This window comes from Mycobacteroides chelonae (genome assembly GCF_016767715.1).
Classification (GTDB): Bacteria; Actinomycetota; Actinomycetes; order Mycobacteriales; family Mycobacteriaceae; genus Mycobacterium; species Mycobacterium gwanakae.
In genome coordinates, this window is sequence record NZ_CP050145.1 from 461,627 (window position 1) to 482,643 (window position 21,017).

Annotated in this window: 16 protein-coding genes and 1 riboswitch; of the genes, 9 read left to right on the forward strand and 7 right to left on the reverse strand. The window is 64.6% G+C overall.

From position 1 onward, the window contains the following. Positions 1 to 104 precede the first annotated feature (104 nt). Positions 105 to 1,490, forward strand: a complete 1,386-nt coding sequence (locus HBA99_RS02325; RefSeq protein WP_070918911.1) for a WS/DGAT/MGAT family O-acyltransferase — start codon at positions 105 to 107, stop codon at positions 1,488 to 1,490. Positions 1,491 to 1,510: 20 nt separating this feature from the next. Here the strand turns inward: HBA99_RS02325 and HBA99_RS02330 are convergent, their stop codons facing one another. From HBA99_RS02330 to HBA99_RS02345, 4 genes are all read right to left on the reverse strand, one after another. After that, a complete protein-coding gene (locus HBA99_RS02330; RefSeq protein ID WP_057965721.1) occupies positions 1,511 to 2,770 on the reverse strand; it encodes a polysaccharide biosynthesis protein in 1,260 nt (419 codons plus the stop codon). Beyond that, the gene (locus tag HBA99_RS02335) at positions 2,767 to 4,119 is read right to left on the reverse strand and encodes a M1 family metallopeptidase (protein ID WP_030095849.1); all 1,353 of its coding nucleotides are present in this window, start codon (positions 4,117 to 4,119) and stop codon (positions 2,767 to 2,769) included. The genes HBA99_RS02330 and HBA99_RS02335 overlap by 4 nt, the downstream gene beginning before the upstream one ends. Beyond that, entirely contained in the window at positions 4,116 to 8,120 is a 4,005-nt protein-coding gene (locus tag HBA99_RS02340; protein WP_057965722.1) for a Pls/PosA family non-ribosomal peptide synthetase, read from the reverse strand. Before HBA99_RS02340 ends, HBA99_RS02335 begins: the two co-directional genes overlap by 4 nt. A 180-nt stretch (positions 8,121 to 8,300) precedes the next feature. After that, positions 8,301 to 9,281, reverse strand: a complete 981-nt coding sequence (locus HBA99_RS02345; RefSeq protein WP_030095847.1) for a TerC family protein — start codon at positions 9,279 to 9,281, stop codon at positions 8,301 to 8,303. Between the two features lie 256 nt (positions 9,282 to 9,537). Next, a riboswitch (SAM riboswitch) is annotated at positions 9,538 to 9,650 on the forward strand. 32 nt (positions 9,651 to 9,682) lie between these two features. On the opposite strand from HBA99_RS02345, the gene HBA99_RS02350 reads away from it, so the two are divergent. From HBA99_RS02350 to HBA99_RS02365, 4 genes are all read left to right on the forward strand, one after another. Then, positions 9,683 to 11,008 carry an aminotransferase class V-fold PLP-dependent enzyme gene (locus HBA99_RS02350; RefSeq protein ID WP_070918976.1) on the forward strand — a complete coding sequence of 442 codons (1,326 nt, stop codon included), beginning with the start codon at positions 9,683 to 9,685 and terminating at the stop codon, positions 11,006 to 11,008. An 83-nt stretch (positions 11,009 to 11,091) separates the two neighbouring features. Continuing rightward, positions 11,092 to 12,681: a flavin-containing monooxygenase gene (locus tag HBA99_RS02355; protein ID WP_075908268.1), complete on the forward strand. Its 1,590-nt coding sequence runs from the start codon at positions 11,092 to 11,094 to the stop codon at positions 12,679 to 12,681. Then, positions 12,678 to 13,637, forward strand: a complete 960-nt coding sequence (locus tag HBA99_RS02360; RefSeq protein ID WP_030095844.1) for an SDR family NAD(P)-dependent oxidoreductase — start codon at positions 12,678 to 12,680, stop codon at positions 13,635 to 13,637. Before HBA99_RS02355 ends, HBA99_RS02360 begins: the two co-directional genes overlap by 4 nt. 51 nt (positions 13,638 to 13,688) lie before the next feature. Continuing rightward, positions 13,689 to 14,126, forward strand: coding sequence for a hypothetical protein (locus tag HBA99_RS02365; protein ID WP_196328542.1), 438 nt, complete (start codon positions 13,689 to 13,691; stop codon positions 14,124 to 14,126). A 12-nt stretch (positions 14,127 to 14,138) separates the two neighbouring features. Here HBA99_RS02365 and HBA99_RS02370 read toward each other — a convergent pair whose 3' ends face one another. Continuing rightward, the gene (locus tag HBA99_RS02370) at positions 14,139 to 14,660 is read right to left on the reverse strand and encodes a 2-oxo-4-hydroxy-4-carboxy-5-ureidoimidazoline decarboxylase (protein ID WP_030095842.1); all 522 of its coding nucleotides are present in this window, start codon (positions 14,658 to 14,660) and stop codon (positions 14,139 to 14,141) included. A gap of 114 nt (positions 14,661 to 14,774) precedes the next feature. Between HBA99_RS02370 and HBA99_RS02375 the strand changes: the two genes are divergently transcribed. After that, on the forward strand, positions 14,775 to 15,461 hold the full coding sequence (locus HBA99_RS02375) for an MmpS family transport accessory protein (protein WP_070930207.1): 687 nt from the start codon (positions 14,775 to 14,777) through the stop codon (positions 15,459 to 15,461). Here the strand turns inward: HBA99_RS02375 and HBA99_RS02380 are convergent. Further along, positions 15,458 to 15,946: an inorganic diphosphatase gene (locus HBA99_RS02380; protein ID WP_030095840.1), complete on the reverse strand. Its 489-nt coding sequence runs from the start codon at positions 15,944 to 15,946 to the stop codon at positions 15,458 to 15,460. The genes HBA99_RS02375 and HBA99_RS02380 overlap by 4 nt on opposite strands. A gap of 105 nt (positions 15,947 to 16,051) precedes the next feature. Between HBA99_RS02380 and dacB the strand changes: the two genes are divergently transcribed. The 3 genes from dacB (at position 16,052) to tilS (ending at position 19,451) form a co-directional block, all read left to right on the forward strand. Further along, complete coding sequence (gene dacB / locus HBA99_RS02385; RefSeq protein WP_030095839.1) at positions 16,052 to 17,449, forward strand: D-alanyl-D-alanine carboxypeptidase/D-alanyl-D-alanine endopeptidase; 1,398 nt, start codon at positions 16,052 to 16,054, stop codon at positions 17,447 to 17,449. 68 nt (positions 17,450 to 17,517) lie between these two features. Beyond that, positions 17,518 to 18,519, forward strand: a complete 1,002-nt coding sequence (locus HBA99_RS02390) for a zinc-dependent metalloprotease (RefSeq protein WP_232784665.1) — start codon at positions 17,518 to 17,520, stop codon at positions 18,517 to 18,519. After that, positions 18,498 to 19,451, forward strand: coding sequence for a tRNA lysidine(34) synthetase TilS (tilS, locus tag HBA99_RS02395; RefSeq protein ID WP_044104846.1), 954 nt, complete (start codon positions 18,498 to 18,500; stop codon positions 19,449 to 19,451). Before HBA99_RS02390 ends, tilS begins: the two co-directional genes overlap by 22 nt. Here the strand turns inward: tilS and HBA99_RS02400 are convergent. Beyond that, positions 19,448 to 20,944, reverse strand: coding sequence for a flavin-containing monooxygenase (locus tag HBA99_RS02400; protein WP_030095836.1), 1,497 nt, complete (start codon positions 20,942 to 20,944; stop codon positions 19,448 to 19,450). The two genes, tilS and HBA99_RS02400, sit on opposite strands and share 4 nt — an antisense overlap. Positions 20,945 to 21,017 lie beyond the last annotated feature (73 nt).

Genomic DNA, 21,017 nt, shown 5'->3' on the forward strand with positions numbered 1-21,017 from the left:
CAAGGTAGCACCGGTAACCCACCGGTGAACGTCGGCTCCGCCCGGCCCCGACGAGTCCGGCCATTCCGGCAGAAGGGAAGGTCGGCGGCACTAATGTTTCGGCCATGCAGCGGCTGTCTGGGGTAGATGCGGCGTTCTGGCACGCCGAAACGTCGGGTTGGCATATGCACATTGGGGGACTGTCGATCTTCGACCCCAGCGATGCCCCCGATTACAGCTTTGAACGGGTGCGCGGTCTCATCGTGGAGCGGCTGCCGTCGATGCCGCAGTTGCGATGGCGGGTCACCGATGTCCTGCTGGGTTTGGACCGGCCGTGGTTCGTGGAGGACGAGGAACTCGACCCTGATTTCCACATCCGCCGCATCGGCGTCCCCGCCCCCGGCGGCCGCAAGGAACTCGAAGAACTGGTCGGCAGGCTGATGTCCTACAAGCTCGACCGGTCGCGGCCGCTGTGGGAGCTCTGGGTCATCGAGGGGGTTGAGGGCGGGCGCGTTGCCACGCTGACCAAGATGCATCACGCCATCGTCGATGGCGTCTCGGGCGCGGGTTTGGGCGAGATTCTGCTCGACATCGCCCCGGAGCCGCGCCCGGCGCCGGACGACACCGTGGGATCGTTGGTCGGGCTGGGCCTGCCCAGTCGTGAGCGCATCTTGCTGAGCGCCCTGGTCAACGTGGGTGTCAAGACGCCCTACCGGGTGGTCCGGTTGGTCCAGCAGACGGTCCGCCAGCAGCTGGCGGTTTTCGGTATGGAACGCAAATCTCCCGGATACTTCGAGGCGCCGCACACCCGATTCAATGCGCCGGTGTCACCGCATCGCCGGGTCTCCGGGGCGCGCCTCGAATTGGCGCGGGTCAAGGCGCTCAAGGATGCGTTCGGGGTCAAGGTCAACGACGTGGTGCTGGCGATCGTTGCCGGCGTGGTCCGCGACTACCTGCTCAAGCGTGACGAGCTGCCGGATAAGCCATTGATCGTGCAGATTCCGGTGTCGGTGCGCACCGAGGAAACCGATGGGGTGGTGGGCAATCAAGTCAGTTCGATGACCGTGACCCTGGCGACCGATATCGATGACCCGGCCGAGCGGATCAGGGCCATCTACGAGGGGACCCAGGGCGCCAAGGAAATGGCGCGGGCGATGTCGGCCCACCAGATCATGGGATTGACGGACACCACGCCGCCCGGGTTGCTGCAGCTGGCGGCGCGGGCCTACACCGCCAGCGGGCTATCCCGGAATCTGGCACCCATCAACCTGGTGCTCTCCAACGTTCCTGGTCCATCGTTCCCGCTGTACATGGCCGGTGCCAAGCTCGAGTCTTTGATTCCGCTGGGCCCGCCCGTCATGGACGTGGCCCTCAACATCACCTGCTTCTCCTATCTGGAGCATCTGGATTTCGGATTCGTCACCACACCGGAGGTGGCCGCGGACATCGACGAGATGGCCGACGGCCTCGAGGCCGCGCTGGTAGAGCTGGAGCACGCCGCGGGGATCTGACGCGCTCGTTCAGAGGTCGTTCAGTCGATGATCTCGTCGGTGGTTTCTGGGTCCCGCCAGAATGCGAGCGCGGCCAGATGCACCACGATCCCGACGACGGGTCCGCCGATCAACGCGATGACCGTTCGTTCCTCCAAAGCGAGCGGCAACAGCAACAGCAGCGCCGAGACCACTGTCGCACCAACCCATCCCGCTGAGTACGCGAGGTGTCGGGCATGTGCCACGGTGGCCGCCCCGGTCAACGTCAACAGCGCGATCATCACCGCACCGGCGGTGAGCCAGCCCAGGAGCGGGCCGCCCGCCTGATACGCCGGATCGAACACCGTCCGTAGTAGCCACGGGCCGACGGACGCCGCGAGTGCAATGCCCACCGCGCCGACGCCGATGATGATGATGGCCGGCGTGATGAGTGCAGTGAGGCGGCGGTCCCGCGCATCGACGAAGTGGGCGATGAGGTTGCCCTGCAGCGCAGTCAGCGGCACCAGTAGCGGTGCACGGGTCAGCGTGACGGCCAGGATCACCACCCCGCCGGTGGGGCCCAGATCGCCTGCCGTCGACTGCAATAGCACGGGGAAACCCATCACCAACACCGCACTGGCGGCGGCTGCGGCGATCGAATGCCGGGCCCCGCGCAGGAATTCCATGGTGTCGACGAGTGCGGGTACCTTGAGTGCCTCGCGGGTCGGCTTGGAGATCGCGGTGAGTAGTAACCATGACATCGATCCGGCCACCGTCGCCCAGAGATAGCCGACGAGACCGAGGGTGGCCGCGAACGTGACAACCGCTACCACCAGACGAATTCCTGCATCGGTCACCATCAGAACGCCGTACTGAGTCCAGCGGCTCGATCCCGCCAGCGCGCCTAGGGTTGTCGCGTGCATGCAGAATCCGGCTAGTCCGCCGGCAAGCAATGCCACACTGAGCCAACGGAACTCGGTGAACACATGCGATGCCCACAATGGTGCGGTGCCGACGACCCCTACGGCGGACGCGATGGCGAAGGCAAAGGCGATCCTGATCGGCAGGGTGGTGTCCAGTGGAGAACGTTCGCGCTGCGCCAGCGATAGCCGCACTTCGCGAGTGGTCTCCTGCAGCAGCCCGTTTGCGGCGCCAGTCACCAGACCGAATGCGCCCCAGAAGACTCCGAACACCGAAAACAAGGAGGGGCCCAGTTCGCGCGCGGCAAGGTACAGCACGGTGTACCCGCAGATAGCGCTGATAGCAGTGGCCACGCCGATCCGTGCGACGCTGGAGCGGGTGCTGGGGCCGGCGTCGGTCACTTCCGGTCCAAGGCCGGGAGCTGCTTCTCGTACAGCCACGTTGTCCACAATGGCCGGAGCGATTCGTCCGAGTAGGCGGCCGCTAGGCCGGTGAAGTCGTCGGTGATGACGGTGCTGTGCCGGTAACGGGTGGTCCAGTCCTGCAGCAGTGCGAAGAATTTTGTGTCACCGAGTCGTAATCGCAACGCGTGCAACGTCAGCGCTCCACGCTTGTACACGCGATCATCGAACATAAGCTGTGGGCCGGGATCAGCCAGAATCAAATCTTGGGGGAGATCTTTCAGTTTTTGGTGATAGTGGCGGGCGCGGGCATCGGCGGACGGCCCCCCGGACTCTTCAGACCAGAGCCATTCGGCGTAACAGGCAAACCCTTCGTGGAGCCAGATATCACGCCAGCGGCGGGCGGTGACGCTGTTGCCGAACCACTGATGCGCCAACTCGTGTGCCACCAGGCGCTCGGAGTGTCGCTCCCCGTCGCAATGGTTTGCCCCGAACACTGAAATACCTTGCGCTTCAAGAGGAATCTCGAGATCATCGTCGGTGACCACCACGGTGTACCCGGCCGCGAACGGGTAAGGGCCGAACTGTTTGATGAATAGCTTCATCATCTGGGGCTGCCTGCCGAAGTCATGCTCGAACCGTTCGCGCAGCCGTGAGGGCAGCGCGGCATTCATCGAGATCGGGTTCTTCGCGAGCTTGATCGTCTGGTAGTCGCCGATCTGTAGTGTCGCCAAATACGGCGCCATCGGCTCGGGCTGTTCGTATGTCCAGGTTGTGTGCGCGGCCCGGACTCGACGGGATACCAACTCCCCGTTGGAGACAACACAATATGGGCTGTCACTGCTGATGACGAATCGATAGCTTGCCTTGGAGCTGGGATGGTCGTCACAGGGGAACCAGGATGCCGCGCCGTTAGGCTGCCCGGCCACCAGCACCCCGTTGGACAGCTCCTCGAATCCGACGTCGCCCCACACGCTGTTGATGGCCCGAGGTGATCCGCCATACCGAATGACGATGGTCATGGCAGCTCCCGCTGGGATGGCGGTCACCAGCTTGATGGTGATCTTTCCGGCGCGGTGCCCGAAATGCTCTGGACGCCTGCCGTTCACGGTCACCTTTGAGACGCCGAGGGCATCGGCAAGGTCAAGGGTGAATTCCTTGAGGGTGGCAAGGGTGACGGCCGTGATCGTCGCGGTACCGGTCAGCCGGTTGATGGCGACCTTGTACTCCAGCTCCAGCTCATAGCGTGACACCCGATATCCGTAGTTGCCGTTTTGCGGCAGATAGGGATCGATGACGGGAGGCCGTGGGGGTAGCCGCTTGGCCGCCTTCTTGCCTGGTTTGGTCATGCGGCCCCGGAATTCTTACCGGGGGAAACCTTGCCGCCCTTGGGCTTCTTCGGTGCCATCGGATCCAGTTTGCCCCATGGAGAAATGGGGTTGCCCTGCCACCTGGTCGACGGGGGTACGACGTCACCGCGGACGACCAGTGATGCCGGACCGACGGTGGCGCCGGCACCCAGCTCGGCGGCGGGAAGTGCCACGCAGTGCGGGCCGAGGGTGGCGCCCTCACCGAGGGTCACGGTGTCCATCCGCATGATCCGGTCGTGGAAGAGGTGCGTCTGCACCACGCAGCCGCGGTTCACGGTCGCTCCCTTGCCCAGGGTCACCAGATCGGCCTCGGGCAGCCAATACGTCTCGCACCACACTCCACGGCCGATCTTGGCGCCCAGGCCGCGTAGCCACCAGTTCTGCATCACCGTCCCCGACGCGGCACGTGCGAACCACACGGCGGCAACGGTTTCCACGAAGGTGTCGGCGACCTCGTTAAGCCAGACGAACGAGGACCAGAGCGGTTTTTCCACGGCCTTGGTGCGCCCGACCACAACCCACTTGGCCACGACGCTCACCACACCAGCCACGGCACCGGCGACCAGCAGCACCACGCCGCTCAGTGCACCGGCAACCCAGAAGTTGAACCGGATGGCGATTGTCTGCAGAGCCAGCAGCACCCCGACACCGATCCCGAACGTCACGATGATCGGGATGATGCGGCAGGTCTCCACGATTCCCCGCATCACCTTAAGGCGGAACGGTGGCTCGAAGGTAAGCGCGGAATCAGCACCATCGGCCTTTCTTCGCAACCGCTTTGGTGGGCTACCGATCCACGACGAGCCCGACTTCGCCTTATGCGGAGTGGCGGACAGGACGGCGACCAGCGCGTCATTGGGAACCTTGCGTCCCGGTTGGGTGATCCCCGAGTTTCCCAGGAATGCGCGCTTGCCGATTCTGGCCTTGGCGATGTGGATCCAGCCGCCGCCCAACTCGTACGACGCGACCATAGTGTCGTCGGCCAGAAACGCACCGTCGTCGACCTCGGTGAACTTTGGCACCAGCAGGGCCGTCGAAATCTCGGTGTCCTTGCCGATCTTCGCCCCCAGGATGCGCAGCCACCATGGGGTCAGTTGGCTGGCATAGATGGGGAACAGGTAGTTCCGGGCCGCATCCATGAGGCGCTCGGTGGCCCACAGTTGCCAGCCCTGCCGGCTGCGGACGGGGTGATAACCCTCGTGCACGCCGATCGACAGCAGCCGCACCAGCACAACGGTGATGGCGGCATACACGACCACGCTGACCAGCGCCGCCCCCGGCGTCCAGATGAGCGCGGGCACCACGGCCTGGCAGATCGTTGCCGTATTCCTGATGCCGAAGGCCACCACGCCTAGCCCGGCGGCCAGCGCAAGCAGGGGCAGTCCGCCCAGCAGAATTGACGTCACCCCATAGATCGGTACCCATTGCCCGGCGCGGGGCGGACGGTAATCAGGCCAGGGATGGCGGGCCTTGCCCGACTTCACGGCCGGTGAGCCCTTCCAGTACTGACCGTTCTTGACTCGTCCGACGACACCGGAAGCCGGTGCCACATCGGCGTTCTTACCGATGACCGCTCCCGGCAACAGGGTGGTGCGGGCCCCGACAGTGGCGTCCTCGCCGATGACGATCGGGCCGACATGGAACTTGTCGCCGTCAACCCAATGCCCGGACAAGTCGACCTCGGGTTCAACGGAACTGCGGTCGCCGAGTTCCAGCCAGCCCGTCACCGGTGGTGACGAATGCAGGTCGACCCCATTGCCTACCCGGGCGCCTAGTGCGCGGGCGTAATACACCATCCACGGTGCGCCGGAGAGGTTTTCGGCACCGCTCGCGGTGGCGAGGCGATCGGCGATCCACACGCGCAGGTGCACGCTTCCGCCGCGCTCGTACGTCCCCGGCTTGACCCCGGAGAGCAGCAGTCGCGCCCCGATGACGGTGATACTCATGCGACCCAGGGGAGTGATGAAGAGCAGGAACGCTGCCAGTAGCACCCACCAGTTGACCGTGACCAGCCAGGGCACATTGCTGAATGCTGCGAACACGTTGTTGGCCAGGGCCAGCCATGTGGCCCATTGCAGGCCGGTGAGGGTGGTCAGTGGGATGGTCGCCACCAACTGCGCCAACTCGGTGAGCCGGGGCACCGGTTTCACGATCCGGGGTTCGACCTCGACGGGAGGGGCGAGCTCATCCAGATAAGTGGCCAGCGATCCGAGCCGCGGCTGGTCGTACAGGTTCGCGACGGTCACCTGCGGATAGCGTTGCCGCAACGCCGCGACCAGTTGTGCGGCGGACAACGATCCGCCGCCGAGAGCGAAGAAGTCGGCTTCGGGTCCGTCGATCGAGGCAGCCAGGATGTCGCGCCACAGTCCGGCAAGCCAGCCCATGGTGCCGCCCAATTCGGTTGCGTCGTCGTCGGTATCCGCGCCCGGCGGTGGCCAGGGCAGTGCGTTGCGATCGACCTTTCCCGATGTGCGCGTGGGCAGCTCGTCAAGTTTGACCAGTCGCGGCACCAGCGCGGCGGGAAGCGATTCGGCCAGGCTGGCGCGGGCCGCGGCGATATCGAAGTTGGGATCGGCGCTGGCGATGTAGCCGACCAACAGCGGGGTGCCACTGGCGGTCTTGCGCACCGCGGCCGCGCCACCACTCACACCGGGCAGATTGACCAGTGCCGCATCCACCTCACCGAGTTCGATGCGGCGGCCACCGACCTTCACCTGGTCGTCGGCACGGCCCTGGAAGTACAGACCGTCGGGCTCCAAGCGCACCAGATCACCGCTGCGATAGGCCCGCGACCAACCCAGAGTCTGCAGCGGAGCGTACTTTTCGGCGTCCTTTTCGGGATCGAGGTATTTGGCCAGTCCGACGCCGCCGATGACGAGCTCACCGACCTCGCCGTAGCCGACTTGGTTGCCTTGCGGATCCACAACAGCCAAATCCCAGCCCGGAAGGGGCAACCCGATGCTGACGGGGCTCACTCCGTCGAGCCGCGCGGCGCAGGCCACCACGGTCGCCTCGGTGGGGCCGTAGGTGTTCCACACTTCGCGTGCGGCACCGTCCTCGCCGGTGGCCAGTCGTTCGGCCAGATCCGGTGGGCAGGCTTCGCCGCCGAAGATCAGCAACCGCACCGCCTCCAGCGCTTCGGCCGGCCACAACGCGGCCAATGTGGGCACCGTCGACACCACGGTGACATCGCGGGACACCAGCCACGGACCCAGATCCATACCGCTACGTACCAGGGAACGCGGCGCGGGTACCAGGCAGGCGCCGTAGCGCCAGGCGAGCCACATTTCCTCGCAGGAGGCGTCGAAGGCCACAGAGAGCCCGGCGAGTACCCGATCATCCGGACCGATCGGATTGTCCGGCAAGAACATCTGCGCTTCCGCATCGACGAAGGCCGCCGCGTTGCGATGTGTCACCGCCACACCCTTCGGGGTGCCGGTGGAACCCGAGGTGAAGATGATCCAGGCGTCGTCGCGTGGTGTGGGTTTGGCGGCGCGCCAGCCCCTCGAGGATCCGGGTCCACGAACGAGACCGTCGGGGGTGATCACCGCGGCCACTTGTGCCTCGCCGAAAACCAGCGCGGCACGTTCGTCCGGATCGTCGGCGTCCACCGGAACGTACGCGGCTCCAGCGGCCAGGGTGGCCAGGATCGCCACGTAGAGCGAGTAGCTGCCGGAGGGCATTCGGATACCAACGCGATCACCGCGCCCGATTCCGCGTGCCCCGAGCCACTCGACGCTTGCCTCGACGTCGACGATCAGCTCTGAATACGTGAGCTGGATGGTGCCGTCATCGATGGCGGGCGCATCGGGGTGCTCCGCGGCCGTTGAGTAGAGGATGTCGATCAGTGTCCGGGCCGGAGGGGCCGACCTGCCGAGCAGGTACTGCGGTGGCACCGGATGGCCCGGGGCTTCCTGAACGGCGGGCTGGGGAGCCTCTTCGCCCGTGCGGTTAGTGGGTGACTCGTCGGGGCCGGTCACGCTGCTCCTCGTTAATTTCCGCGTCGGATCTATGGGCCTGGAGGGGTACGGCAGCGAGCCTATCGGTCCGGCTGCGGCTGGGCTCGCCGCCGCGCGGAGGCGCTCCCGCGGGCACGGTGAGCCCGTCGCAGCCAAGTTTGCCACGGAGGTCCGCGCCGTTCACCGTGCAGGCGCTGGGCACTAGTCCTCTTTGGCAGTGCGCCGAGTCTTGTACAGGCTGGCGCCGGTGGTGATCAGCAGCGTCACGACGATCACCGCAAGGCTTGCCAGCGTGGGGATCTCGGGTACGTGCACCGGCTCGCCGCCGTTGATGAAGGGCAACTCGTTCTCGTGTAGCGCGTGCAGGATCAGTTTGACGCCGATGAAGAACAGGATGAAGGCCAGTCCCTGAGACAGGTACACCAGACGCTTGAGCATGTCGCCCAGTAGGAAGTAGAGCTGGCGCAGACCCATAAGGGCGAACACGTTGGCCGTGAACACCAGATAGGGCTCCTTGGTGAGCCCGTAGATCGCGGGGATCGAGTCCAGGGCGAAGAGAAGGTCGGTGGTGCCCAGCGCCACGATCACCAGGAACATCGGCGTGATGAGTCTGGCGCCGTTCGCACTGTTATCCCGGACCCACAGTCGCAGGCCGTCCCACTTATCGGTGGTCCGCAGGTGCTTGCGGGCGAACTGCACCACGGCGTTATCGGCGTCGTCGTCGTGCTCGGTGTCCCGGGCCAGGTTGATCGCGGTGTACACCAGGAACGCGCCGAAAAGATAAAAGATCCAGGAGAACTGCTCGATGGCCACCGCACCCAGCGCGATGAAGATGCCGCGGAAGATCAGCGCCAAAATGATGCCGATCAGCAGCGCTTCCTGCTGATAGACACGGGGAACTTTGAAGCTGGCCATGATGATCAGGAAGATGAACAGGTTGTCGACCGACAGGCTGTACTCGGTGAGCCAGCCTGCGAAGAACTCCAGCCCGAACTGGCTGCCGTGGAAGAACCACACCCACAGACCGAAGGCCACGGCGAGCCCTATATAGATGCTCAGGGCAGTAGCGGTCTCGCGGACGGTGGGCTCATGAGGGCGCCTACCGATCACCACGACATCGACCAGCAAGATCGCGACCGTGACGGCCAGCGTGATGATCCACTCGAGCTGGGATACCTGCATTGAATAACCTCCGGTCGCCAAAACGCCGGAGGTCTCTTCCGCCGATACGTGACCGGCCCGCGGCACCGACCGGTCCGACAATGGCCGATGTGATGACGACACCGCAGCGAAGGAATACTCCCCTCCGCTAGTCAGTGTGCCCTACGGCGCGGGGATCGGAAAATCGGACCGGATCAACGACGTGACATCGCGCATTTGAAATCACCCTGCGCAATGCGCTTGACGATGGCAGTGCCCGGTGGGCACACTGCCCTCAGGTCATGAGAACCAGCGACAAGCCCTGGCTAGCTGGTCGGCAACCCTCCTCCACGGTGGGGTGCTCCAGGTGACGACCTGGCCGCGCTCAACCGGGCGTGGCAAGCGTGGACTCGCCGGGCGGGTCCGGTGAGATGGGATGTCACATGTCAGTGTCCGCACAATCTGGGGCTGAGCGACCGGCCGCGCGCGTCGTCGGGGCAGACGTCAAAGTGCCTCTGGCTCAAGGTGGTTGGATCAGGTACGCCAATTTCGACTACGCGGCGAGCGCACCCGCGCTCGGCGATGTCGCGGACCGCGTCAACGAGTTGCTGCCGTATTACGCCAGCGTGCACCGTGGCGCCGGATATGCCTCGCGCGTGTGCACGGCGGTGTACGAGGGTGCCCGGGAAACGGTGGGACGTTTCGTGGGAGCAGCCCCCGGCCAGCACGTGATCTTTACCCGCAACACCACCGACTCGCTTAATCTGCTCGCTTCGGCGGTGCCGGGTGGGGCGGATTCTGAAAGCCGGCGACACCCAAATGTGGTGGTGCTTGATATCGAACATCATGCAAACCTGCTGACCTGGCAGCGATATGGCGCTCGAGTGGCAGCACATCGGGCTACCGTCGCGGACACCGTCGCCGCGCTGGATGAGGAACTCTCCCGGCAGCCCGCCGCGCTGCTGGCCGTTACCGGCGCATCGAATGTCACCGGCGAGGTGCTGCCATTGGCTGAACTCGCTGCCGTTGCCCACCGGCACGGCGCGAGGATCGCCGTTGACGGTGCGCAGTTGGTTCCGCATCGTCGCATCGACCTGGCGGCAACCGGAATCGATTACCTCGCGTTCTCCGGGCACAAACTGTACGCCCCATTTGGTGCCGGAGTCCTTGTCGGACAAAGTGACTGGCTCGACGCCGCGCGACCGTATCTGGCGGGCGGGGGTGCGGTGCGCAATGTCAGTATCGACGAGGCCGAGTGGCTCGTCGGACCGCAGCGGCATGAGGCGGGCACTCCCAATGTGGTCGGCGTTGCCGCCGTGGCGGCAGCATGTGAGGCATTGGACGCGCTGGGAGAGATAAGTCAACTCGAAGAAGCGCTCACCGCCCAACTTCGGGAAGGGCTCGAGGCGATCGAAGGCGTTGACACTCTTCGCATTTGGGAAGGTGGCCGAGATGTACTGGGCATTGTGTCCTTCACGGTCGCCGGATACACGCCGTCGGTGGCCGCCGCGTATCTGTCGGCCGAACATGGAGTCGGAGTGCGCGACGGCAGGTTCTGCGCGCATCCGCTGCTGGCCAGATTGGGCGCTCCGGGTGGAGCGCTACGCGCAAGCGTCGGGCTGGGCACTACCGCGGGTGACATCGCGCGCCTCGTCGATGCGATCGGTCAGCTTGTCCACCATGGCCCGACCCTGACCTATGTCGAGCGGGACGGACAGGTGGGGCCCGCCGATGACCCGCGGCCACTGCCGGACTTCCTGGTGGCGTGACGCCGAATCGCAGTATCCGTAACTCGTAATACGTGATACTTTCGGTCCGATACATCACTGGGTCGGACTGACAAGGACGTCGAATGACTAGTACACGTGCGCGGGGTAGCGAAGCCAACGGCCGGGAACGGGTTGTTCCCGACCATGAAGTCGTGATTATCGGAGCCGGTTTCGGCGGTATCGGAGCAGGTGTTGAGCTCACCAAAAGGGGAGTTCACGATTTCGTGATTTTGGAGAAGTGGGGGGCCGCCGGCGGCACCTGGCACGCGAACAAGTATCCGGGCGTGGCCGTTGATATCCCGACCTTTATCTACAGTTTTTCCTACGACCAGAAGACCACCTGGTCGAAGTTCTTTACCCCGGGTAATGAACTCGAGGAGTACGCCAACGAGCTTGTCGACAAGCACGACCTGCGGCGCAAGATCCGGTTCAATACGCGCGTCGTTCGTCAGGAATTTGATGAGTCGCAAAATATCTGGGCTCTTACCCTGGACGATGACACCGTCATCACTGCTCGGCATGTGATTGCCGCGACCGGCGGACTTGAGCAACCCAAGCTCCCAGAAATAGACGGTATCGATTCCTATCAGGGTGTGCTGATGCATACCGCGCTGTGGGATAAGGATGTTCAGCTTGCCGGGAAGAGGGTGGCGGTCATCGGAACCGGGGCTACCTCGCTGCAGCTCGTTCCCGAGATCGCCCCGGAGGTTGGCCACCTCACCGTCTTTCAGCGCACGCCCATCTATGTGGGGCCCAAACCTGACTTGAAGTACAACGCGTTCTGGCGGGCACTGTTCGGATTCCCCGGTGTCGCCAAGGGGATTCGCCACGCGATCAACCTCAGCACCGCGTACATTCCGGATGCTGTTTTCAACCTCGACTCCAAATACGTCGAATCGGCATCGATGGCCATGGCCAACAGGATTCGCTCCTGGATGCGTACACAGGTCGACGATCCGGTGACCCGCGAGAAGCTGCTGCCCTATTACGGATTTGGCTGTAAGCGTCCGTCGTTCTCTAACACCTACCTCAAGACGTTCAACCGGCCCAATGTGGACTTGGTGACCGAACCGATTCAGCGGATGACCGAGAAGGGTCTGCTGACCGCGGACGGCGTCGAGCATGAAGTAGATGTATTGATCTGTGCCACGGGATTCGCGATCTGGGATCACATGCCGGCCTTCCCGACCGCCGGGCGAGGCGGCAAGGACTTGAAACGATTCTTCCAGGAGAGCCGCTATCAGGCTTACCAGGGTGTTTCGATTCCCGAGTACCCTAACTTCTTCCTTGTTCTCGGACCGTACGGCTATGTGTTCGGGCCGTATCACATGCTGATCGAATCGACGACCGCGCACGCGGCCCGGGTTATCGCGGAGGCCAAGAAACGCGGTGCCACCACCGCCGAGGTCAAGCAGGACGTGCATCAGGCCTACTTCCGCAAGATGCACCAGCGCAACAAGAATCACCTGTGGCTCTCGCCGGCATGTTCGACGGCCAACACTTACTACATCGACAATCACGGTGATTCGCCTTTCCGGCCAGGCGGTTTCGGCGAGATGTACTTCCACAACAAATACTTCCGGTTGGACAACTATCGCTACGGCAGCGAGACGGTGGCGCCCGTGGTGAAGGTGGCATCGCGGCGTAAGCGCAACAAGGAGGTCGTGGGATGAGGCTGCTCCCCGCACGTAAACCAGATCTTGTTGTGGTGACCGGCGCCGGCAGCGGCATCGGGCGGGCCATCGCCATCCAATTCGCCAGGGGCGGTGCGGAGGTGGTGGCGTCGGATCTCGATCTGACCACCGCCCAGGAAACGGCGGAGATTATTCACAACAAGGGGCTGCGTGCCGTTGCTTTCCAGCTCGACGTCACCGATCCATCGGCATGGGAGCGATTCGCCGATCAGGTGCGGGCCGAATACGGGGTCCCTGATGTGCTGGTGAACAACGCGGGCATCATGGTTGGCGGTCGCTTCTTCGACCTCGAACAAGAGCACTGGGAAAAGCAGTTCCGGGTCAACGTGTTCGGTGTCGCATATGGCGGGCGTGTCTTTGGCAAGCAGATGGCCGAACGCGGTCGTGGCGGTCAAATCGTCAACATCGCCTCGGCGGGGGCGATCACTCCGACGCCGATCTTTCCCGCCTACTCTGCCTCCAAGGCGGCGGTGAAGATGTTGAGCGAGTGCATGCGGATGGAACTGGGCCCCAAGGGAATCGGGGTGTCCGCGGTATGTCCCGGCTTCATCAACACCAACATTGGGGTAAACGCCACCGTGGCCGGCGTGGATCTTCCCGATGATGTACGTGAGCGTCTGAATAACGTGATGAGGGCCTTCCAGTCCTCCGCCCCGATGCGGGTGCTGGATCAATTGATCGGTCCGCCGCAGGTTGCGCGGGCCACGGTCCGCGCGGCGCGCTACAACTTTGCGGTGGCTCCGGTGCGTCCCGAAGCGTGGTTGGGCTACTTCTTGAGCAGGCTCCTGCCAGGTCTCAATCGACATTTCATGTATCCGATCCCTTACTGGCTCGGATTGGATATCGACTCGCTCATGCCGAGGGTGCAACGCGTCATCGACAACCTGACCGAACGCGCACCGACGCCGCCGGTCTCCGAGCAGTCGTCGGTGTGATCGGGTCTGATCGGCTCACCCGGAATTGAACGATGGCTCTACCGCGACCTCGTGAGTACCGTGGCGTCTGTGGCAGCACAACATCAAACGTTTCGGGTCTTCACTGACGACGTGGCCGGCTGGCACGAGCTGACCAGCGGAACGGGTGTTACCGCACGCGTCAACGCCGCCGATCTCAAACAGGCGCAGCGGGCCAGGCATGCGCTGCGCGCCGCGCGCAAGGACGCACCTGCAGTCATCCTGGATGTATACGTGCACATCGAGGCCGATTCCCGATCCGCGCGTAAGCATTTTGCGAGCCTGCGGGTTCCCTCGGCGGTGTCGTATGCGGGCACGCCGGAAGGGCTGGCGGGTCTGATCGCCGATATCTACCTGGCCGGTGTCGCCGACGGGGTGACCCTGATCCCGGCGTCGCCCACCACGGATATCGGTTGTGCAGCACGCCGCGTGTTCGCATTGCTGCCGCAACGCGTACCGCTGGCGGCGTAGCACGCAGCTAGCTCACCAGTTGTCGTAACCGCCCTCGGGGCCGAGCATGCGCTCCAGACGGGTGCGGTTGATCTTTGCGAGTTCGTTGCGGGTCACCTTGCGTTCGGTGTCCACGTCGTGGTGCATGCGGTCGGAGATCGCGCGCAGCACGGAGGCGCCGTCCTGTCCGCACAGGTGCATGACGAAGCGATGGCCGAAGTGGTGCTCGTACCGGTGGGCGGCGGCCCGCAACGCAGCCATCATTCCCGGGGTTTCATCGCGGATCGCGCACTGCTCGGCATGCGAACGCGCGCTTCCCGGGCGTCTGCCCAGCGGAGGGTAGGCGATCAGTACCTCGTCCAGTGATTCCTCGGACAGGGCGAAGAGCTCGTTGTCGGCGTACCGGAACAGGGCATCGTGATCGGCGAACGGCCGGGCCGCGGCGATCTTCCGCGCCCAGGTCACGCTGCCACCACACTCGTAGAGCGCGTGGACCGCTTTGGTGTCGGGCATCTCGTTGAACGTGTCGCGGCCGATGCCCTGATGCATCAACATAGAACCATGATTCGACGGGGCGCCGCTGTTCGCTAGAGGGGGACCGCGCATTTTGCAGGAGTTTAACGCGACGTAACATTGCACCCAGTTGCACTGGGGAAGGAGTGGGGGACAGTGACGGATCCGGCCTGGCAGGAGTACCCGCAGGAGCCATGGCCACCCGGCGAACCGATTCCCTATCCCGAGGATCCGAAACCGCCGAAGTGGCCGTGGATAGTCGCCGGCGTCAGCATCCTGGCGGTGCTGGCGATAGCGCTGACCGCCATTCTGGTCATCACGCGCCGAACTGAGGTGGCCGCACCGACGACGGTCACCGTCACACCATCGACGACCTGGACGGGGCCCAATGACGTCCCCTTGCCGTCGATAACGACGACCGAGCCACCTCCGCCATCACCACCCCCGCCTAACCCCAGCACCGGTGTCGAAACCACGCCAACGACCACTGAGGCGCCGCCGGTGCCCACCACGACCGAGGCGCCCACCCCGGTGCCCACTACGGGTCAGGGTCCCGGGGGGTCGGGGAACGGCGGCAAGAGCGTCACCTACAGCGTGGGTGGTCAGGGCGGCGGGGTCAATGTCGCCTATATGACGGACAACGACTATGTGCGTGTGTCGAATGTTTCGCAGCCGTGGGCAGTCTCGGTGACGATTAGACGTCGGGACGTTCCGCTGACCATGAATGTCACCATGGTCGGTGAGGGCACCATCAGCTGTTCTATCACCGTTGACGGAGTGACCGTCGCCCAAAGCAGCACCGACGTGTTCGCCGTCGTGTGCCAGGCGCCCATGCCGGGCTAGTGTCCCTGGGTCTTGAGGCGCTCGAACGACGCGGTGACCTCGGCTTCGGCCTCGGCGCGGCCTACCCAGTCGGCGGCCTCGACGAACTTGCCGGGCTCGAGGTCCTTGTAGTGCACGAAAAAGTGCTTAATGGCATCCAGCTCGAAGCTCGACACGTCACCGATGTCCTGGATGTGATCCCAGCGCGGATCGCCCGCGGGCACACACAGCACCTTGTCGTCGCCGCCGCCGTCGTCGACCATCTTGAACATGCCGACGGGCCGTGCCTCGACGATCACGCCCGGGAAGACGGGCTCGGGCAGGAGCAGGAGGGCGTCCAGCGGATCGCCGTCCTCACCGAGGGTGTTCTCGATGAAGCCGTAATCGGTGGGGTAGGCCATCGGCGTGTAGAGGTAGCGGTCCAGACGCACCCGGCCGGTCACGTGATCGACCTCGTACTTGTTGCGCTGACCCTTGGGGATCTCGATGGTGACGTCGAACTCCACACCCGCTCCTTGAATGTCGGTGGTACTTAGCCTGTCAAGTCTGCCTGTCAGTCTTCGCGCAAGCGCTCGTCCAGCGGGCACCAGGATAGCGATACCCTGCAGAGCATGGTCACCGCCAGGGCACTTGATCCGCGTCGCTGGCGGCGCTCTACCCATGTCCTGCTCGCCGTCGCCGTCGTACTGGCGATTGCCGCGTTGGTACTTGTGGCCTCGCTGACCACCGGAGCCGCCACCTCCCATCAATTGCAGGGCGCCGATCCGGAGCCGGTGCTCGTCAGCCCCAAGCCCGGCGTTGTTCCGGTTTCCGATTCCGCGCCGGTTCCGACGGTGGACGGCCTGGCGCAGGCGCTGGACAAGGCGCTGGCCGATCCGGCGCTCGCGATGTTCACCGGCCGGGTCACCGATGCGCTGACGGGCCGCGAGTTGTGGCAACAGGGTTCGACCGTGCCGATGGTGCCGGCGTCCACCAACAAGGTGCTGACCGCGGCGGCGGCGCTGATCACCCTCGAGCGCGACGCCAAACTCACCACTTCGGTAGTCGCTGATACCGCGGGGCAGCGCGGATTGGTGACACTGGTCGGTGGCGGAGACCCGATCCTCAGCGCGGCGCCGGCGGGCACCGACACGTGGTACCGCGATGCCGCCCGTATCAGCGATCTTGCCGATCAGGTGCGCAAGTCGGGCGTCACCGTCACCTCAATCACCGTGGATATCAGCCGATTTGGCGGACCGTCGATGGCACCCGGGTGGGACCCGGCAGATATCGACGGCGGTGACGTCGCGCCGATCCAGGCCGTGATGCTCGATGCCGGCCGCACACAGCCGACCGACTATGACTCACGCCGTTCCACCACTCCCGCATTGGACGCGGGGCGTGCACTCGCCACCGCGCTGGGGGCTGACCCGGATACGGTGCGATTGGATGCTGCGCCCTCGACAGCGAAACCCATTGCTTCCGTGCAGTCGGCGCCGCTGATGGAGCGGCTGCGGGAGATGATGAATGCCTCCGACAATGTCATGGCAGAGACAATCGGGCGCGAGGTGGCGCTGGCATCGGGCCGACCGCAGACCTTCTCCGGAACCGTCGATGCCGTCACGAGCCAGTTACGCAGCGCAGGAATCGATCTCACGGGCCTGACACTGCGTGATTCCAGTGGGTTGTCGGTGGACGACAGGGTGACGGCACGCACCCTCGACGAGGTCATCGGAGCGGCCGCTGGCCCCGATCAGCCGAAGCTGCGACCGCTGCTGGACGTGCTGCCCATCGCCGGCGGCAGCGGCACACTCTCGGAACGCTTCGTCCTCCAAAACCAAACCTCGGCGGGCTGGTTGCGCGCCAAAACCGGGTCGCTCACCGGGGTGAACACACTGGCAGGTGTGGTCACCGACATCAGCGGCCGGGTGCTCACCTTCACGTTGATGCAGAACCAGGCCACCGCCCCCACCGCGCGCAACGCGGTGGATAACACCGCGGCGGTGCTGCGGTCATGCGGATGTAGCTGATGACCACGCCGGATCGCGTCGCGAAGCGCGGAGCCGGAACCGAGCGTCCCGAGTTGACGGTTGGCCGCATGGTCAACTGGGAGTTCGCGGCCACCGTGGGCGCCAAGTTGGCACGACCCGCGCCGCCCACCACCGAGTACACCCGCCAGCAGGCCATCGCCGAGCTCTCGGATGCGGCGCGGCGTGCGGAAGCTCCGGTGCGTGAGCTCACCGGCTTGGCCGATGGGCTGGTGGTTCCGGAGGCGCGGATCATTGACCGCCCCAGCTGGATTACGGCGGCAGCCGAGTCCATGCGGGTGATGGCCGGCGGTGACGGCGGCGCCTCGGGGTTTTTGTCCGGCCGCGTCACCGGGGCGCAAACCGGCGCCGTGCTGGCCTTCGTCTCGTCGGGCATTCTTGGACAGTACGACCCGTTCACGGCGGAAGGGGCGGGCGCGTTACTGCTGGTGTATCCGAACATCATCGCGGTGGAACGTCAGCTTCGGGTGAGGCCAAGCGATTTCCGGATGTGGGTGTGTCTGCATGAGGTGACGCACCGTGTGCAGTTCTCGGCCAATCCATGGCTGGCGGACTACATGTCGGGCACGTTGGCGACACTCGCACATGAACAGGAAGAAGATGTGGCCGGGATGCTCGGCAGGCTGGCCGAGTTTGTCCGATCCCCGAAGGGGCAGGGCGAGAACGGGATTGTCGACTTGCTGCGCGCTATGCAATCCGACAGCGGCAGGGATGCACTGGATCGTCTGCTGGTGCTGGGCACCCTTCTCGAAGGACATGCCGACCATGTCATGGATGCGGTTGGCCCCGCCGTGGTCCCCTCGGTGGCATCCATAAGGTCGCGCTTCGAGGCGCGGCGTTCACGCAAGCAGCCACCGCTGCAACGGGTCATCCGTGCGCTCATCGGCATGGATGCCAAGATGCGTCAGTACACCCGTGGCAAGAGATTTGTCGACCATGTGGTGGGAACGGTGGGGATGGAGCGCTTCAACACCATCTGGCAAGACCCCGAGACGTTGCCCAAGCCAGCCGAAATCGAGGACCCGGATCTATGGATCGCCCGAGTTCTCTAGCGCTGCGACGGGCTGTCAAAGCCTTTGGTGTGCAGCACCTCCCGAATGTCGCAGCTGTCACCGTGGCGCTCTCGGGTGGCGCTGACTCGCTGGCGCTCGCGGCGGCTGCCGTCGGGCAGGGCTGGGCGGTGACCGCGCTGATCGTCGACCACGGGCTGCAGCAGGGCTCAGCCGAGGTCGCGGCCCAGGCGCGGAATCAGGCGCTGGCCCTGGGATGTCGTGACGCATTGGTTCTTTCGGTGGCCGTTGACGGCCCGGGTGGTCTGGAAGCGGCTGCCAGGACTGCCCGGTATGCCGCGCTGCGCAAGGCCAGTGACGGGCTGCCCGTGCTTCTTGCCCATACTCTCGACGATCAGGCTGAGACGGTGCTGCTGGGACTCGGGCGAGGATCGGGGGCACGTTCCATCGCCGGAATGCGCCCGTGGGATGCCCCCTGGGGGCGCCCGTTCCTGGATGTTCGCCGCACCGAGACGCGTGCAGCCTGCACCGAATGGGGGCTCACTCCATGGGAGGACCCGCACAATGTCGATCCGCGCTTCGTCCGGGTGCGCCTGCGTCACGAGGTGCTGCCGTTACTGGAGCAGGTTCTCGGAGGCGGCGTGGCCGAGGCCCTTGCCCGAACCGCGGCCTCGCTACGCGAGGACGGGGATGCGCTCGACGAGCAGGCGCGGGCAGCCTTCGCCGGTACGGGTTCTCTGGAGGTTTCGGGTCTGCGCAATTTGGCGCCCGCCGTACGGAGAAGGGTGATCAGGCTTTGGCTGTTGGCTGGTGGCGCACAGGATCTGAACGACAACCAGATTCGCGCGGTGGATGGGCTCGTTGCGCAATGGCATGGGCAGGGCGGGGTCGCGGTGGGCGCAGATTTGCCGTACCAGCGCCTGGTGGCCTCGAGATCAGGTGACCGGCTGGTGCTGTCGATCCACGACGTCTAAGTGATTGCGAAGTCCTCGCGATTCGGCGAGGTGAGCGTGCGACGGTAGTCGACGGGAGGCCAGGGCCACAGCTCCGGTACGCCGTCGGCTCCCAGATACCAGCTGTCACATCCCGAGGACCACACGGTTTTGGGCATGGCCCGGCGCACCTCGGCGTTGAAGGCATCTGCGGCTTGCGCGGTCGGTGCCACCGATTGAACTCGGCCATAACGTATCTCGTCGATCCAATGCATCGCGAACTTCACCTGCGTCTCGGCGATAGAGATCAGCGAATTGTTTCCGATCGGACTGTTCGGCCCGATCAGGAGAAAGAAGTTCGGGAATCCGGCCAGGCCCACGGCGCGGTATGCGCGCGGCCCGTCACTCCACACCTCGCTGAGCTTCACCCCGGCGCGGCCGATCACCTCCATCGGACGCAAATAGGAATGAGCATCAAAACCCGTGGCACACACCAGGATATCCAGCTCATGCAGAACTCCGTCGTTTGTGATGACGCCCTGTGGCACGATGCGTTCGATACCGTCGGTGAGCACCGCGACGTTGGGGCGTTGTACCGCTTTGAAGAACGGCACCGACATGACCAGTCGCCGGCACAGCGGCTCGTAATCGGGATGCAGCTTCTCGCGCAGCGCGCGATCGCGGATGAGCAGCCGATGCGACGCCCGCACGAACCCCTGGATGAGTCGGCGCCGTACACCGGGATTGACCACTGATCCACCCACGCCCCGTTCGAAGTAGAAGCGCCACAAGCGATAAGAGAACCTGTTCAGTATCGGTACCCGGGACCACATCGATTTCGACATGGACGAGTAGGTGAAGTTGGGCACTGGTGCGACCCACTGTGCCGAGCGCTGGAACACCGAGAGGCTCCGCACCTCGGTGGCGAGTGCACCGATGATCTGGACCCCCGAGGACCCGGTGCCGATAAGCCCGACTCGTTTCCCCGCGCACTGCACCGAGTGATCCCATCGCGCCGAGTGAAAGCACGGGCCGGCGAATGTTCGCAGCCCGTCGATATCAGGAAGGCGGGGAAGGTGCAGCACTCCGGTGGCACTGACCACGACATCAGCGGTGTCACGGCTGCCGTCGGAAATCTCCAACTCCCAGTGGGGCTGGCCCGGCCCATCTACCCATTCGGCCCGGGTGACGGCTGCGCCGAAGCGGATGTTCCGGCGCAGACCCTGCTCGTCGGCGAATCTCACGAAGTACTGGTGGATCTCTGGACCTGGTGAGAAGCCTTTGCTCCAACCGGGATTCGGGGCGAAGGAGTAGGAGTAGTAGCGCGACGGCACGTCGCACTGCAGACCTGGGTAGGTGTTGTCCCGCCAGGTTCCGCCGACCTCGTCGGCCTTCTCGTAGACGGTGAAGTTGGTGATGCCCCGGTGCCGGAGGGTGGAGGCCATACACAGACCGGACATGCCGGCCCCGATTACCACCACGCGGATATCGCGGGACGGCAGCTCGTCGCCTGCTCCGTAAGCGCCATTGCTCACGTTTCCATAGTGGCCTATTTCGTAAACAAAGTCACTAGCCAATGTCACCGGCTTGGTGAGCTTGCGTTCTCCA

Excerpts from the sequence above, each read along its gene's own strand:
- HBA99_RS02325 (WP_070918911.1), top strand. The coding sequence starts at position 105 with ATGCAGCGGCTGTCTGGGGTAGATGCGGCGTTCTGGCACGCCGAAACG.
- HBA99_RS02335 (WP_030095849.1), bottom strand. The coding sequence starts at position 4,119 with ATGACCAAACCAGGCAAGAAGGCGGCCAAGCGGCTACCCCCACGGCCT.
- HBA99_RS02345 (WP_030095847.1), bottom strand. The coding sequence starts at position 9,281 with ATGCAGGTATCCCAGCTCGAGTGGATCATCACGCTGGCCGTCACGGTC.
- HBA99_RS02350 (WP_070918976.1), top strand. The coding sequence starts at position 9,683 with ATGTCAGTGTCCGCACAATCTGGGGCTGAGCGACCGGCCGCGCGCGTC.
- HBA99_RS02355 (WP_075908268.1), top strand. The coding sequence starts at position 11,092 with ATGACTAGTACACGTGCGCGGGGTAGCGAAGCCAACGGCCGGGAACGG.
- HBA99_RS02360 (WP_030095844.1), top strand. The coding sequence starts at position 12,678 with ATGAGGCTGCTCCCCGCACGTAAACCAGATCTTGTTGTGGTGACCGGC.
- HBA99_RS02370 (WP_030095842.1), bottom strand. The coding sequence starts at position 14,660 with ATGTTGATGCATCAGGGCATCGGCCGCGACACGTTCAACGAGATGCCC.
- dacB (WP_030095839.1), top strand. The coding sequence starts at position 16,052 with ATGGTCACCGCCAGGGCACTTGATCCGCGTCGCTGGCGGCGCTCTACC.
- HBA99_RS02390 (WP_232784665.1), top strand. The coding sequence starts at position 17,518 with ATGGTCAACTGGGAGTTCGCGGCCACCGTGGGCGCCAAGTTGGCACGA.
- tilS (WP_044104846.1), top strand. The coding sequence starts at position 18,498 with ATGGATCGCCCGAGTTCTCTAGCGCTGCGACGGGCTGTCAAAGCCTTT.